The sequence below is a fragment of the Pseudomonas sihuiensis genome, from assembly GCF_900106015.1.
GTDB lineage: Bacteria > Pseudomonadota > Gammaproteobacteria > Pseudomonadales > Pseudomonadaceae > Aquipseudomonas > Aquipseudomonas sihuiensis.
The window spans coordinates 5,341,646-5,355,878 of record NZ_LT629797.1; the positions used below are offsets into that span (position 1 = coordinate 5,341,646).

General features: G+C 64.6%; 10 protein-coding genes. 2 read left to right on the forward strand and 8 right to left on the reverse strand.

Annotated features, from left to right (window positions below):
- Window positions 1–74 precede the first annotated feature (74 nt).
- Both BLT86_RS24980 and BLT86_RS24985 read right to left on the reverse strand, forming a co-directional pair.
- On the reverse strand, window positions 75–641 hold the full coding sequence (locus BLT86_RS24980) for a TetR/AcrR family transcriptional regulator (protein WP_017678107.1): 567 nt from the start codon (window positions 639–641) through the stop codon (window positions 75–77).
- Between the two features lie 29 nt (window positions 642–670).
- A complete protein-coding gene (locus BLT86_RS24985; protein WP_090336408.1) occupies window positions 671–1,240 on the reverse strand; it encodes a PaaI family thioesterase in 570 nt (189 codons plus the stop codon).
- A 95-nt stretch (window positions 1,241–1,335) separates the two neighbouring features.
- Here BLT86_RS24985 and BLT86_RS24990 point away from each other — a divergent pair, with 95 nt between their 5' ends.
- Both BLT86_RS24990 and lpdA read left to right on the forward strand, forming a co-directional pair.
- On the forward strand, window positions 1,336–2,535 hold the full coding sequence (locus BLT86_RS24990; RefSeq protein ID WP_090336406.1) for an MFS transporter: 1,200 nt from the start codon (window positions 1,336–1,338) through the stop codon (window positions 2,533–2,535).
- Between the two features lie 15 nt (window positions 2,536–2,550).
- Window positions 2,551–3,951, forward strand: coding sequence for a dihydrolipoyl dehydrogenase (gene lpdA / locus BLT86_RS24995; RefSeq protein WP_090336404.1), 1,401 nt, complete (start codon window positions 2,551–2,553; stop codon window positions 3,949–3,951).
- A 195-nt stretch (window positions 3,952–4,146) separates the two neighbouring features.
- On the opposite strand, the gene BLT86_RS25000 is transcribed toward lpdA, so the two are convergent.
- From BLT86_RS25000 to putA, 6 genes are all read right to left on the reverse strand, one after another.
- On the reverse strand, window positions 4,147–4,512 hold the full coding sequence (locus tag BLT86_RS25000) for a DUF5064 family protein (protein ID WP_017678103.1): 366 nt from the start codon (window positions 4,510–4,512) through the stop codon (window positions 4,147–4,149).
- 12 nt (window positions 4,513–4,524) lie between these two features.
- A complete protein-coding gene (gene arcC, locus BLT86_RS25005) occupies window positions 4,525–5,451 on the reverse strand; it encodes a carbamate kinase (protein WP_017678102.1) in 927 nt (308 codons plus the stop codon).
- Between the two features lie 182 nt (window positions 5,452–5,633).
- Window positions 5,634–6,644: an ornithine carbamoyltransferase gene (locus BLT86_RS25010; protein WP_017678101.1), complete on the reverse strand. Its 1,011-nt coding sequence runs from the start codon at window positions 6,642–6,644 to the stop codon at window positions 5,634–5,636.
- A gap of 64 nt (window positions 6,645–6,708) precedes the next feature.
- Window positions 6,709–7,959, reverse strand: coding sequence for an arginine deiminase (gene arcA, locus BLT86_RS25015; RefSeq protein ID WP_017678100.1), 1,251 nt, complete (start codon window positions 7,957–7,959; stop codon window positions 6,709–6,711).
- Between the two features lie 15 nt (window positions 7,960–7,974).
- On the reverse strand, window positions 7,975–9,402 hold the full coding sequence (arcD, locus tag BLT86_RS25020; protein WP_017678099.1) for an arginine-ornithine antiporter: 1,428 nt from the start codon (window positions 9,400–9,402) through the stop codon (window positions 7,975–7,977).
- Window positions 9,403–9,825: 423 nt separating this feature from the next.
- A complete protein-coding gene (gene putA / locus BLT86_RS25025) occupies window positions 9,826–13,761 on the reverse strand; it encodes a trifunctional transcriptional regulator/proline dehydrogenase/L-glutamate gamma-semialdehyde dehydrogenase (protein WP_017678098.1) in 3,936 nt (1,311 codons plus the stop codon).
- Between the last annotated feature and the right edge of the window lie 472 nt (window positions 13,762–14,233).

Below are 14,233 nucleotides of genomic sequence, written 5' to 3' on the forward strand. Positions count from 1 at the left end.
GCGGCTTCAACCGTGAATTTCGCGGATAAATCCGCTCCTACGGGTGCACAGTTAACTCAGGCATAGCCTTGTCATTACGCGTCCTGCGTCTGCTCGATCAGCAGGCGACGGGTCGTTTTCAGCAGGCGGTCGGACAGCTCCGGGTCCTTGACGCTGCGCGACAGCAGCAGGGCGCCGACCATGCTCGAGAGCAGCAATACGCTCTGCTCGGCGGCATCATCTCCGCCGAGGTTGTCCTCGATCATGGCCAGACGGTCACGCACCAGGGCGTCGGTGGTTTCGCTGGCCTCGCCACGTTGACCCAGCTCGGCGGACATGGTCGGCAGCGGGCAGCCACTGCCGGGGTTGGCGCGATGCGCGCTGGACAGGTAGCTGGCGATAAAGCGCGGCAGCGGTGCCTCGGCATCCTTGGCCAGCGCCTCGGTGCTGCGGGAAAGTTCCTCCACCGCATGGCGCAGGGCGTTTTCCACCAGATCGTCCTTGGACTTGAAGTGGGCATAGAAACCGCCGTGGGTCAGGCCCAGTGCCTTCATCAGCGGCTGCAGGCCGGTGGCGCCGACGCCATCGCGGCGAAAGCGCAGGGCCGCCTCCTCGATGATGCGTTGGTGGGTCTTGGCCTTGTGGTCTTCCGAATAGCGCATGGGCTTTCTCGTCTATCAGATGCTGGCTGTCATCTTACACCTGCATCGCCGTTCTGGCGCGGCGCGTTCATGTCGAGAATCAGACAGGTGGTGGAGGCGACGGCGTAGAGGCGCTCGTCGACGTCGTACAGTCGACCTTCGGCCAGCGCGGTGGAGCGGCCGACATGGATGATGCGGCCTTCGGCGCGTACCGGACCGGCTTCACTGCGCAGCGCGCGGATGTAGCTCACCCGCAGGTCCGCGGTGGTGTAGCCCTGGCCCGTTTTGAGCAGGGTATGCACGGCGCAACCCATGCAGGAGTCGAGGAGTGTGGCGATGTAGCCGCCATGCACGCTGCCCAGCGGGTTGTAGTGGCGCTGATCGGGCGTGCCCTGGAAGACGAACAGGCCGCTGGCCCATTGCACCGGGGTGAAGTCGAGCACCGCGTTGATCGGCGGGGAGGGCAGGTCGCCGCGGCCGATGCCGTCGAAGAAATCCATCGGCGTCATGGCGGCCACCTCCGCCAGGCTGAGGGTGCCCGGGGCTGCGAGTTGATTGCGAATGGCCTGTTCCTCGGCAATCCAGGTGGCGAGGCGGGCGTCTCGGGATAAGGCGGTCATGCAGGCTCCAGATAAATATGATGGACGACATTCAATGTTTCATATTATGGTCGAAATATAAATAGCCGCCAGTCGCTGTCGATCGGAGTTTCGCCATGCAGCCTTCCCGTGTTTTGTTGATCATCCTGATGCTGCTCACCGCGTTGGGGGAGACCTCCACGCAGTTGCTGATTCCCGCCCTCGGTGAGCTGGAGCGCGGGCTGGAGGCCGAGCCTGGTAGCAGTCTGTTGGCGCTGTCGCTGTTCGTCGGCGCCTTTGGCCTTGGCCAATTGCTGCTCGGACCGCTGTCGGATCGGCTCGGGCGCCGTCCGGTGCTGCTTGCCGGGTTGAGCCTCTATCTGCTGGCGACCCTGGGCATGCTGCTGGCGCCGAACATCGACGTGCTGATCGGCATGCGCGTGCTGCAGGGGCTGGGCGCCTGTGCGGCGCTGGTGCTGGCGCGTGCCATCGTCCGTGACGTGTGGCAGGAACAGGCCGGGCCGGCCCTGGCGCTGACGGTGCTGGGCATGTTCGCGGCCATCGTCCTGTCGCCGGTGGTTGGCGGCCTGCTGACCCAGTTCGGCGGCTGGCGTGCGCCGCTGTTGGCGACCCTGGTACTTGGCAGCCTGGCCTTGTTGTCGGTGCTTACCGGCTACCGCGAAAGCCATCTGCAGCGCGATCCGCAGGCTGGTCGACTCAAGGGCCTGCTGGCCAGCTACCTGCAGGTGTGGCCCAGTTGCCGCGCGCTGGCGCTGACCATTGCCTGTACCTACGGCTCGATGTTCGTCGTGGTGGCCGGTTCCTCGTCGGTGTATATCGGCCTGCTGGGGCTGAGCGCGGCGCAGTACGGGTTGACCTTCGCCCTGATCGTTTCCGGTCTGCTCGGCGGTGCCCTGTTCACCCTGCGCAACGTGCAACGCCTGGGGCCGCAGAAGGTGGTGGGCATCGGCGTCGCGCTGGTGCTGCTCGGGTCGTTGCTGACCCTGGCGACCTACCTGCTGTTTGGCCTGTCGCTGCTGGGGCTGTCGCTGCCGCAGGTATTGGTGACGCTGGGCGGTGGCATGCTGCTGCCGGCCGCCGTGGCTGGCGCGGTGATTCCCAATCCGCAGCGTGCCGGATTGGCTGCGGGGCTGATGGGCTTCTCGCAGATGGCGGGCGCCACCCTGGCCGGCCTGCTGCTCGGCGCCCTGCAGGATGGCTCGGCCTGGCCTATGGTTGCCTTGAATGCGCTATTCGCCGTGTTGGCGTTTCTGTTCTTCCACCTCTTGCGCGTGCGCCCGGCCGTCACGGCTGTGGTGGCCGGCAAACTTCCCTGATTCGAGGACAAAGTTATGAGCAGCTATGACGTGGTCATCATCGGCGCCGGACCCGGTGGCTACAACGCGGCCATTCGCGCCGGGCAACTGGGTCTGAAGGTGGCCTGCGTGGAAGGGCGAGAAACGCTCGGTGGCACCTGCCTGAACGTCGGCTGCATGCCGTCCAAGGCCTTGCTGCATGCATCCGAACTCTACGAGGCCGCGGCCGGTGGTGAGTTGAGTGCCCTGGGGGTGGAGGTCACGCCGACGCTCAACCTGGCGCAGATGATGAAGCAGAAGGCCGATAGCGTCGAAGCGCTGACCAGGGGCGTGGAGTTTCTGTTTCGCAAGAACAAGGTGGAGTGGGTCAAGGGCTGGGGGCGGATCGATGGTCCAGGGCGAGTGCAGGTCAAGCTGAGCGAGGGCGGCGAGCGTTTGCTGGAAACCAGGAACATCGTCATCGCCACCGGCTCGGAGCCAGCACCTTTGCCGGGTGTGGAGATCGACAACGCGCGCATCCTCGACTCCACTGGCGCGCTGGCGTTGCCCGAGGTGCCGAAGCACCTGGTGGTGATCGGCGCCGGGGTGATCGGTCTGGAGCTGGGCTCGGTGTGGCGCCGCCTGGGCAGCCAGGTCACGGTGGTGGAATACCTTGAGCGCATCTGCCCCGGTCTTGACGGCGAGACGGCCAAGACCCTGCAGCGCACCCTGAGCAAGCAAGGCATGAGTTTCAAGCTCGGCACCAAGGTCACCGGTGCCAAGACGGGCAAGTCCGGCGTGACCCTGACGCTGGAGCCGGCAGTAGGCGGTGCGAGCGAGACCCTGGAGGCCGATTACGTGCTGGTGGCCATCGGTCGACGTCCTTATACCAAAGGGCTCGGGTTGGAGAGCGTCGGCCTGAGCACAGACAAACGCGGCATGCTCGGTAACGAAAAGCACCAGAGCGGAGTGCCCGGTGTGTGGGTGATCGGCGACGTCACTTCCGGGCCGATGCTGGCGCACAAGGCTGAGGACGAGGCGGTGGCCTGCATCGAACGCATCGCCGGGCACGCCGCCGAGGTCAACTACGGGGTGATCCCCGGCGTGATCTACACCCGCCCGGAAGTGGCCAGCGTCGGCAAGGGCGAGGAGGAGCTGAAGGCCGAAGGCCGCGCCTACAAGGTCGGCAAGTTCCCCTTCACGGCCAACAGCCGGGCGAAGATCAACCACGAGACCGAAGGTTTCGTGAAGATTCTCGCCGACGCCAATACCGACCAGATTCTCGGCGTGCACATGATCGGCCCGAGCGTAGGTGAGCTGATTGGCGAGTATTGCGTGGCCATGGAGTTCTCAGCCTCGGCCGAGGACATCGCGCTCACCTGCCATCCGCACCCGACTCGCTCCGAGGCAGGGCGCCAAGCAGCGATGGGTGTGCATGGCTGGACGATGCAGGCCTGAGAACGGGCTGGGTGTCGCGGGTAGTCCAGGCCGTGCTTATCGGGTGTTGCGTCGATTGAACGATCACATCTGAAAAAGCCGTCATGCCCGCGCAGGCGGGCATCCAGAACCTAGGAATCATCTGGGCTCCCGCCTTCGCGGGAGTGACGATAAATGGCTGTTTCAGCGCGTAGCCCGGATGCAATCAGGGCTACGTCATAGGATGTGGTCGAGATTTACCGGTTCGCCCGGTTGGGCGTTGAGTTTGCTGCGGATGTCGGCGAACACCTTGTCGTATTCGTCATGGCCGCGCATCACCGGGCTGGCGTTGGGGTGCAGGCCATGGCGGGCGGCCACGCGGGTGGCGACGCTGGCAAAGTTGAAGGCGACGTCGCGATGCAGTTCGAATTCTTCCTCGAAATGCTTGCCGTCCACCTCGCCGACCAGGCGCATGTGCAGCATCGGCCCCTGCTGCGGGTCCTTGCGGACTTCGTAGTAGAAGTCCACCGAGAAGGGCGGCAGCAGGCGCATGTGCTCGGGGCGGTCGTTATTGTCGCGGTGCAGGTGACCGGGGGTGAACATGATTGTGCCCTCTCAGCGATAGACGATGCCCTTGCAGTCCAGGCTGATGCGCGTGCCTGAACGACCCTGGACGATGGCTTCGATATTTTCCAACGAACCGATCACCGCGCTGCTGCCGGTATTGCGCGCGAACTCGCAGGCGGCCTGTACTTTCGGACCCATGGAGCCGGCGGCGAAGCCGAGCGCTTCGATGGCGTCGGGATGAGCTTCGGCGATGGATTTCTGCGTGGGTTTGCCCCAGTCGACATAGGCAGCGTCGACATCGGTGGCGATCACCAGCAGGTCGGCATTGAGCTGTTCGGCCAGCAGCGCCGAGCACAGGTCCTTGTCGATCACCGCTTCGACGCCGCGCAGTTGGTTGCCGTCGTACATGGTCGGGATGCCACCGCCACCGGCGCAGATCACCACGCTGCCCTTTTCCAGCAGCCACTTGATCGGGCGAATTTCGAAGATGCGCTGCGGGCGCGGGCTGGCCACCACGCGGCGGAACTTGTCGCCGTCCGGGGCGATACTCCAGCCTTTTTCGGCGGCCAGACGCTCGGCTTCCTCTTTGCTGTAGACCGGGCCGATGGGTTTGCTCGGTTTCTTGAAAGCAGGGTCGGCGGTGTCCACTTCCACCTGGGTGAGTAGGGTGGCGAAGGGCACTTCGAACGGCAGCAGGTTACCCAGCTCCTGTTCGATCATGTAACCGATCATGCCTTCGGTCTCGGCGCCGAGCACGTCCAGCGGGTAGGGATTGGCCGCGTCATAGGCATTGCCCTGCAAGGCCAGCAGGCCGACTTGCGGGCCGTTACCGTGAGCGATGACCAGCTCGTTACCGGGTGCCACCTTGGCGATCTGCTGGCAGGCGATACGTACGTTCTCTCGTTGATTTTCCGCGGTCATGGCTTCACCGCGGCGAAGCAGGGCGTTACCGCCCAGGGCGATGACGAGTCGCATGGTGTTCTCCTTGTTCGTGTTCGTAGTCCGGATGCAATCCGGGGCAGTGGAACAGGCCATTCCCGGATTTCATCCGGGCTACATGACTGCGTTGCCGGTCAGACCCTCTCCCCCGGCCCCTCTCCCATAAATGGGAGAGGGGAGACAAGCTCATCCCCGGATTGCATCCGGGCTACGTCAACCTAAATATCAGCCAGGGTCGCCACCAGAATCGCCTTTATGGTGTGCATGCGGTTTTCCGCTTGCTCGAAGGCGATGTTCCAAGGCGACTCGAACACCTCTTCGGTGACCTCGATGCCGTTCTTCAGGTGCGGATACTGCTCGGCGATCTGCTTGCCGACCTTGGTCTCGCTGTTGTGGAAGGCCGGCAGGCAGTGCATGAACTTCACCCGCGGGTTGCCGGAGGCCTTCATGATCTCGGCATTGACCTGATAGGGCAGTAGTTCCTGGATGCGTTCGCCCCAGGCTTCCACCGGCTCGCCCATGGACACCCAGACGTCGGTATGGACGAAGTCGACGCCCTTGACCGCCTCCTTCGGGTCTTCGGTGAGCAGGATGCGTGCGCCACTTTCTTCCGCGAACTTCTTGCAGGCGGCGACGTGTTCCTCGCTGGGCCACAGCGCCTTGGGCGCGGCGATGCGCACATCCATGCCGAGCTTGGCGCCGATCAGCAGCAATGAGTTGCCCATGTTGTTGCGCGCGTCACCCAGGTAGGCGTAGGCAATGTCGTGCAGCGGCTTGTCGCTGTGCTCGCGCATGGTCAGCACGTCGGCGAGCATCTGCGTCGGGTGGTACTCGTCGGTCAGGCCGTTGAACACCGGCACCCCGGCGTACTGGGCCAGTTCTTCGACGATTTCCTGCTTGAAGCCGCGGTACTCGATGGCGTCGTACATGCGCCCGAGCACGCGGGCGGTGTCCTTCATCGACTCCTTGTGGCCGATCTGCGAGGAGTTGGGGTCGATGTAGGTAACGTTGGCGCCCTGGTCGTAGGCCGCCACCTCGAAGGCGCAGCGGGTGCGGGTGGAGGTTTTCTCGAAGATCAGCGCGATGTTCTTGCGAGTCAGGTGCTGCTGCTCGGTGCCGGTGTACTTGGCGCGCTTGAGGTCGCGTGACAGGTCGAGCAGGTAACGCAACTCGCGGGTGCTGTGGTGCATCAGGCTGAGCAGGTTACGGTTGTGCATGTTGAAAGCCATGATTCGTTCTCCTCGTGGGCAGTGGAAACACCCCGGCAGCGGATGGCCGCCGGGGCTGGCTGGATCAGTAGTCGATAGGGTCGCGGATGATCGGGCAGGTCATGCAGTGGCCGCCGCCACGTCCGCGCCCCAGTTCGCTGGCGCTGATGGTGATGACCTCGACGCCGGCCTTGCGCAACAGCGTGTTGGTGTAAGTGTTGCGGTCGTAGCCGATCACCACGCCGGGCTCCAGACAGACCACGTTGTTGCCGTCGTCCCACTGCTCGCGTTCGGCCTCGTATGCGTCGCCGCCGGTTTCCACCACGCGCAGCTTCTTCAGATTGAGGGATTCGGCGACCACGTCGACGAAGGGTTTGTCCTCGCGGCGTACGTCGATGCCACCCGGGCGGCTCTCGTCCGGGCGCAGGGTGAAGGGCACGATGCTGTTAGCCACTTCCGGGAAAATGGTCACCAGGTCGCGGTCGCAGAAACTGAACACGGTGTCCAGGTGCATGGCCGCACGGGAGCGGCCGAGGCCAGCGACCACTACCCGCTCGGCCGCGCCCTTGGCGAACAGTGCGCGCGCCACCTGGCCGATGGCCTGGTGCGAGCTGCGTTCGCCCATGCCGATCAGCACGGTGCCGTTGCCGATGGGCATCACGTCGCCGCCTTCCAGGGTGGCCGAGCCGTGGTCCTGGTCCGGATCGCCGTACCAGATCTCGAAGGGCTCATTGGCGAAGTCCGGATGGAAGGTGTAGATGGCGCTGGCGAGCAGGGTTTCCTGACGGCGTGCTGGCCAGTACATGGGGTTCAAGGTGACGCCGCCGTAGATCCAGCAGGTGGTGTCACGGGTGAACTGGGTGTTGGGCAGCGGCGGGAAGATGAAGCTGGCTTCGCCGAGGTAGGCGTTGAACATCTTCGCTGCCTCGGAATCCGTGTGCTTGGCCAGGTCTGCGCCGGATACGCCGCCGATCAGGAATTCGGCGATCTTGCGTGGCTCCAGCCCTTCGATGAAGGCGCGCACTTCATTCTGCAGGCCGAGGCCGACACTGTTGGGGGTGATCTTGCGGTCGAGTATCCACTTCAGCGCGTTGGGGTCGCTGACGGTCTCTTCCAGCAGGTTGTGCATCTCCACCACTTCGATGCCACGTTCGCGCATCTTGGTCATGAAATCGAAGTGGTCGCGCTTGGCCTGGGATACCCAGATCACATCGTCGAACAACAGTTCGTCGCAGTTACCGGGGGTCAGGCGCAGGTGGGCGAGGCCTGGCGAACAGACCATCACCTTGTGCAGTTTGCCGGCTTCGGAATGAACGCCGAGGGGCTTCTTGGACATATCGAACTCCTTCTCTTACAGACTCAGGAAGCCGTCATACAGCCCGTAGGCGGCGATGGCGGCACCGATCAGCACGGCGACGAAAATGATCTTCTCGACGCCGGTGAAAATGGGCTGTCCCAGTTCGCGCTTGGCCTTGGCGAAAAGGAGCGCGCCAGGGGCATAGAGCAGCGCGGACAGCAGCAGGTACTGCACGCCGGCGGCGTATACCAGCCACACCGCGTACAGGGTGGAGATGCCTGCGATCAGCAGGTCCTTGTTGCGCTCGCCGGCGGCGTTCTCGTAGGTCTCGCCGCGCACCGCCAGCAGTACTGCGTAGGCGCTGGACCAGAAGTAGGGCACCAGGATCATCGAGGTGGCCAGGTACAGCAGACTGAGGTAGGTGGAGGCGTTGAACAGGGTGATGATCAGAAACAGCTGGATCAGTCCGTTGGACAGCCACAGCGCATTGGCCGGAACGTGATTGGCGTTCTCCTTGCGCAGGAACTCGGGCATGGTGTGGTCGCGGGCGCTGGCGAAGAGAATCTCGGCGCACAGCAGCGTCCACGACAGCAGCGCGCCGGCCAGCGAGACGATCAGGCCGATGGCGATCAGCTGCGCGCCCCAGGGACCGACCACCTGCTCCAGCACGCCGGCCATGGACGGGTTCTTCAGCCCGGCCAGTTCGGCCTGGGCCATGATGCCCTGAGACAGGATGTTGACCAGCACCAGCAGCAGAAGCACGCCGACGAAACCGATCACCGTGGCCTTGCCGACGTCGCTGCGCTTCTCGGCACGGGCGGAGAAGATGCTCGCGCCTTCGATGCCGATGAACACCCAGACGGTGACCAGCATCATGTTGCGCACCTGATCCATCACGCTGCCCAGCTCGCTGTTGCCACGGCCCCAGAAGTCCGCGGTGAACACGTCCATCTTGAAGGCGATGGCGGCGATGACGATGAACAGCGCCAGCGGCAGCATCTTGGCGATGGTGGTCACGGTGTTGATAAAGGCCGCTTCCTTGATCCCGCGTAGCACCAGAAAGTGCAGCAGCCAGAGCAGCACCGAGGCGCCGATCACCGCCGGCAGGGTGTTGCCTTCGCCGAAGACCGGGAAGAAGTAACCCAGAGTGGAAAACAGCAGCACCATGTAGCTGACGTTGCCGATCCAGGCGCTGATCCAGTAGCCCCAGGCCGAGGAGAAGCCCATGTAGTCGCCGAAACCGGCCTTGGCGTAGGCGTAGACGCCGCCGTCGAGTTCGGGCTTGCGGTTGGCCAGGGTCTGGAACACGAAGGCCAGGGTCAGCATGCCCACGCCGGTGATCAGCCAGCCGATCAGGGTGGCACCGGCGCTGGCGCTGGCGGCGATGTTCTGCGGCAGCGAAAAGATACCGCCGCCGACCATGGAGCCGACGACCAGCGCGATCAGCGCACCTAGGCGGAGTTTTTGCGTTGAATCAGACATCTCAATTACCTCCGTGTCACAGGGGGACATAGGTATTGAGCGCGTTTGGCGAGCACAGCATCCTGACTTGAATCAAAAGTCAGGATTCGTCAACGCACATCCTTGTTGCAAGCGTTGTCGAGCACCTGAACGAGTCAGGACTGCTGCTCTGGCTGGTACGCTGAGGCGCCAGTCCAATCACGATAGTCCGTACTTTCTGTTACGCAATGATGGCGAGTTGAGATGGGATGAAGGCGGGGGGATGAAATGGGCGGGGCGGTTGGCCCCGCTCGACGCACCGGCCGGATAGGCTGGCGCAGACCCGAAGGTCAGAAGGAGAGAACACGGCGCCGGGCGGGTAGCCCCTGCTGGCAGTTGCACCGTGTGGGTGCAGCATGACGCGGAAAGCTTTCAGCCAGCTTTCCACGCCATTACCGGCTGCGATCAGCCGATGGTCATCAGGCTGGCGTTGCCGCCGGCCGCCGCGGTGTTGACGCTCAGGGCGTGTTCCACCAGCAGACGTTCCAGGGCGATGTCGGTCTCGCCCTTGTTCAGGCCGTGTACACCGACGATGGCGCCCTTGCGCTGGGCCGCCTGCTCGCTGACCGCGCGCAGCTGGTCGGAGTCGCCGTGGTGCAGGATGGCGTCCAGCTCCACGTCGACGCTGTTCCAGTCGGCCACCAGCTGGATGTGCTTCTGCACCTCTTTCGGCAGTTCGGCGTATAGCGCGCGCTGGCTCTCCAGCCAGATCGCCTGGCTGCCCACGGCCAGGGTGGCGGCCAGCTGGGCCAGCAGGTCGTTGCGCTCGTCGGCCAGGTTGAGCACATGCTCACGCGGCAGCAGGGTGTAGCTGTTGCGCTCGCCGGTCGGGCCGGTCAGCACGTGGCTGCTGTAGCTCTGCGACAGCGTGCGGTACTGCTCGAACAGTGCGGCGATGGCCGGCTCCTGCTTGCCTGCCCAGTCGGCGAAGGCACTGCGCACCTTGTCCAGCTCGCTCGGCACCGGCAGGGCCTGCACTTCGGCCTGTTGCAGGTACTGGGCGACGGCCTCCTGCGGGCGGGTCGACAGCAGACGGTAGAGGTACAGCGGGCCACCGGCTTTCGGGCCGGTACCGGACAGACCTTCGCCACCGAACGGCTGCACGCCGACCACGGCGCCGACCATGTTGCGGTTCACATACAGGTTGCCGACCTTGGCGGTGCCGACCACCTGGGCGATGGTTTCGTCGATGCGCGTGTGCACGCCGAGGGTCAGGCCGTAGCCGCTGTCGTTGATCTGCTGCAGCAACTTGCCCAGATCCGCGCGCTGGTAGCGCACCACGTGCAGTACCGGGCCGAAGATCTCGCGCTTCATCTCGTCGAAGCTGTCCAGCTCGATCAGGGTCGGCACGACGAAGGTGCCGCGCTTGATGTCGTCAGCGTTGACGCGCGCCAGTTGGGTGACCTTGCGGCCTTTCTCGCGCAGCTTGGCGATGTGCGTGTCGATGCCGGCCTTGGCTTCGGCGTCGATCACCGGGCCGATGTCGGTGTTCAGGCGCTCGGGGTTGCCGAGTGTGTACTCGGCCATGGCGCCCTTGAGCATGGTCAGCACGCGGTCGGCGACGTCGTCCTGCACGCACAGCACGCGCAGGGCCGAGCAGCGCTGGCCGGCGCTGTCGAAGGCGGAGGCGACCACGTCCATCACCACCTGCTCGGTCAGCGCCGAGGAGTCGACGATCATGGCGTTGAGGCCGCCGGTTTCGGCGATCAGCGGGATGGTGCGGCCCTGGGCATCCAGGCGCCCGGCGATATTGCGCTGGAGGATGCCGGCCACTTCGGTAGAGCCGGTGAACATCACCCCGCGCACGCGCTCGTCACCGACCAGGCGCGCACCGACGGTTTCGCCACGGCCCGGCAGCAACTGCACGGCGCCGGCCGGTACGCCGGCCTCGAGCAGAATACGCACGGCCTGGGCGGCGATCAGCGGCGTCTGTTCGGCCGGCTTGGCCAGCACGGTGTTGCCGGCGGCGAGCGCGGCGGCCACCTGGCCACTGAAGATCGCCAGGGGAAAGTTCCACGGGCTGATGCACACCACCGGGCCCAGCGGGCGGTGGCTGTCGTTGCCGAAGCTGCGGGCCTGGATCGCGTAGTAACGCAGGAAGTCCACCGCCTCACGCACCTCGGCGATGGCGTTGGCGAAGGTCTTGCCGGACTCGCGCACCAGCAGGCCCATCAGCTGTTGCAGTTCGGCTTCCATCAGGTCGGCGGCGCGTTCCAGCACGGCGGCACGTTCGGCCGACAGGGTCGACTGCCAGATCTGCCCGCTGGCCAGGGCGCAGAGGATGGCGCTGTCGACATCCTTGACGCTGGCTTCGCGCACGTGGCCGACCAGGTCACGGTGATCGGCCGGGTTGCGCACTGGCTCCGGCTCGCCCGGGTTAGGTGCATCGCAGCCGAGCATCGGTTCGGCGACGTAGCTGAGATTGGTGGACGACAGCAGCGCCGAGGACAGCGAGCCGAGGCGGTGTTCGTTGGCCAGGTCGAGGCCAGCGGAGTTGACCCGCTCCTTGCCGTACAGGTCACGCGGCAGGGCGATACGCGGATGCGGCAGGCCGATGGCACCTTCCTGCGCGGCCATCTGCTCGACCTGCAGCACCGGGTCGAGGACCAGGTCTTTCAGCGAGATGCTGTGGTCGGCGATGCGGTTGACGAAGCTGGTGTTGGCGCCGTTTTCCAGCAGACGGCGTACCAGGTAGGCCAGCAGGGTTTCATGGCTGCCCACCGGTGCGTAGATGCGGCACGGGCGGTTCAGCTTGCCGTCGGCGATCTTGCCCACCACCTGCTCGTACAACGGCTCGCCCATGCCATGCAGGCACTGGAACTCGTACTGGCCCGGGTAGTAGTTCTGCCCGGCCAGCTGGTAGATGGCCGACAGCGAGTGGGCGTTGTGGGTGGCGAACTGCGGGTAGATGGCTTCCGGCGCGGCCAGCAGCTTGCGTGCGCAGGCCAGGTAGGACACGTCGGTGTACGGCTTGCGGGTGTACACCGGGTAGCCTTCCAGACCATTGACCTGGGCCAGCTTGATCTCGCTGTCCCAGTAGGCGCCCTTGACCAGACGGATCATCAGGCGATGACGGCTGCGCTTGGCCAGGTCGATGACGTAGTCGATCACATAGGGGCAGCGCTTCTGGTAGGCCTGGATGACGAAACCGATGCCGTTCCAGCCGGCCAGGGAGGGCTCGAAGCACAGGCGCTCGAGCAGATCCAGCGACAGCTCCAGGCGGTCGGCTTCCTCGGCGTCGATGTTGAGGCCGATGTCGTACTGCTTGGCCAGCTGGGTCAGGCCCAGCAGGGTCGGGTACAGCTCGTCCATCACGCGCTCGTACTGGGCGCGGCTGTAGCGCGGGTGCAGGGCGGAGAGCTTGATCGAGATGCCCGGGCCTTCGTAGATGCCGCGACCGTGCGAGGCCTTGCCGATGGCATGAATCGCCTGCTCGTAGGAGGCCAGGTAGCGCTTGGCGTCTTCCTCGGTCAGCGCGGCTTCACCGAGCATGTCGTAGGAGTAGCGGAAGCCCTTGGCTTCCAGGGTGGCGGCGTTGGCCAGGGCCTCGGCGATGGTTTCGCCGGTGACGAACTGTTCGCCCATCAGGCGCATGGCCATGTCCACACCCTTGCGGATCACCGGCTCGCCGCTCTTGCCGATCAGGCGGTTGAGCGCCGAGGTCATGCCGGCCTCGGTGTGGGTCGACACCAGCTTGCCGGTGATCAGCAGGCCCCAGCTCGCCGCGTTGACGAACATCGACGGGCTCTGGCCGAGGTGCTGGCTCCAGTTGCCGTTGGCAATCTTGTCGCGGATCAGTGCATCGCGAGTGGCCTTGTCGGGAATGCGCAGCAGGGCTTCAGCCAGGCACATCAGCGCCACGCCTTCCTGCGACGACAGCGAGAACTCCTGCAGCAGGCCCTGCACCAGGCCCTGACGGCCGCTGGCGTTCTTCTGGTTGCGCAGCTTCTCGGCAATCCCCAGGGCCAGCTTCTGCGAAGCCTCGGCCTGTTCCTTGTTCAGGCGCGCCTGCTCCAGCAGCATCGGCACCACTTCGGTTTCCGGGCGGCGATAGGCGCTGGTGATGGCGGCGCGCAGCACCGACTGCGGGAGGATGCTTTCGGCGAAATCGAGGAACACCTGCAGGCCCTGCTCGGTCAGCGACTCCAGCGCTTCTTCACCGGCGGCAGCAGCCAGGCCGGCATGCTCGGCGGGCGTCAGGCCACTCTCGACTTGCTCCAGATAATTGAAGATCGCCTGCTTGATCATCCAGTGCGGCGTACGGTCGATCTGCGCAGCGGCCTTTTTCAGGCGCTCGCGGGTAGCATCGTCGAGTTTTACGCCAAGCGTGGTGGTGGCCATAGGGGTGTCCTATTTTTGTCGGTTGTACAGGGTGAAGCTGCCTGGAGCAGTTTCTGGCGTCGCTTGCGACGGCCCTAGGGGCTGCCGCCATGGATGGCGGGCAACAAAAAAGCTGCGGGAGATTAAACCTGCTTTGGCATCTGGTGCAACTAGGTGCAACCAATTTGGGTGGCATCCCGACGGACGTTCATTTCACCCTCAAGGTTGACGCTGTAGCCCCTGTGCTCCTTGAGTTGCAGAGTATCAACCACACTCCGCAGCTTCGATTCGGGCAAGAGCGAAGGATTCGCCCAATCCAGTCTGCCGAGGCGCTGCGTCATCATGGTGCAACCGTGGTGCTACCCCTGTGCCTGGGCTCACAACGGTGCTGAGCTGCGCTTCGAGCGCATCGCGACTGGGTAGTACCTGTTCAGCATAGACCGCGTCATCGGAGCAACGTGGCTCCCGGTCGTCGGGAGCCAGCTGCTGTAGC

Excerpts from the sequence above, each read along its gene's own strand:
- BLT86_RS24980 (WP_017678107.1), bottom strand. The coding sequence starts at position 641 with ATGCGCTATTCGGAAGACCACAAGGCCAAGACCCACCAACGCATCATC.
- BLT86_RS24985 (WP_090336408.1), bottom strand. The coding sequence starts at position 1,240 with ATGACCGCCTTATCCCGAGACGCCCGCCTCGCCACCTGGATTGCCGAG.
- BLT86_RS24990 (WP_090336406.1), top strand. The coding sequence starts at position 1,336 with ATGCAGCCTTCCCGTGTTTTGTTGATCATCCTGATGCTGCTCACCGCG.
- lpdA (WP_090336404.1), top strand. The coding sequence starts at position 2,551 with ATGAGCAGCTATGACGTGGTCATCATCGGCGCCGGACCCGGTGGCTAC.
- BLT86_RS25000 (WP_017678103.1), bottom strand. The coding sequence starts at position 4,512 with ATGTTCACCCCCGGTCACCTGCACCGCGACAATAACGACCGCCCCGAG.
- arcC (WP_017678102.1), bottom strand. The coding sequence starts at position 5,451 with ATGCGACTCGTCATCGCCCTGGGCGGTAACGCCCTGCTTCGCCGCGGT.
- BLT86_RS25010 (WP_017678101.1), bottom strand. The coding sequence starts at position 6,644 with ATGGCTTTCAACATGCACAACCGTAACCTGCTCAGCCTGATGCACCAC.
- arcA (WP_017678100.1), bottom strand. The coding sequence starts at position 7,959 with ATGTCCAAGAAGCCCCTCGGCGTTCATTCCGAAGCCGGCAAACTGCAC.
- arcD (WP_017678099.1), bottom strand. The coding sequence starts at position 9,402 with ATGTCTGATTCAACGCAAAAACTCCGCCTAGGTGCGCTGATCGCGCTG.
- putA (WP_017678098.1), bottom strand. The coding sequence starts at position 13,761 with ATGGCCACCACCACGCTTGGCGTAAAACTCGACGATGCTACCCGCGAG.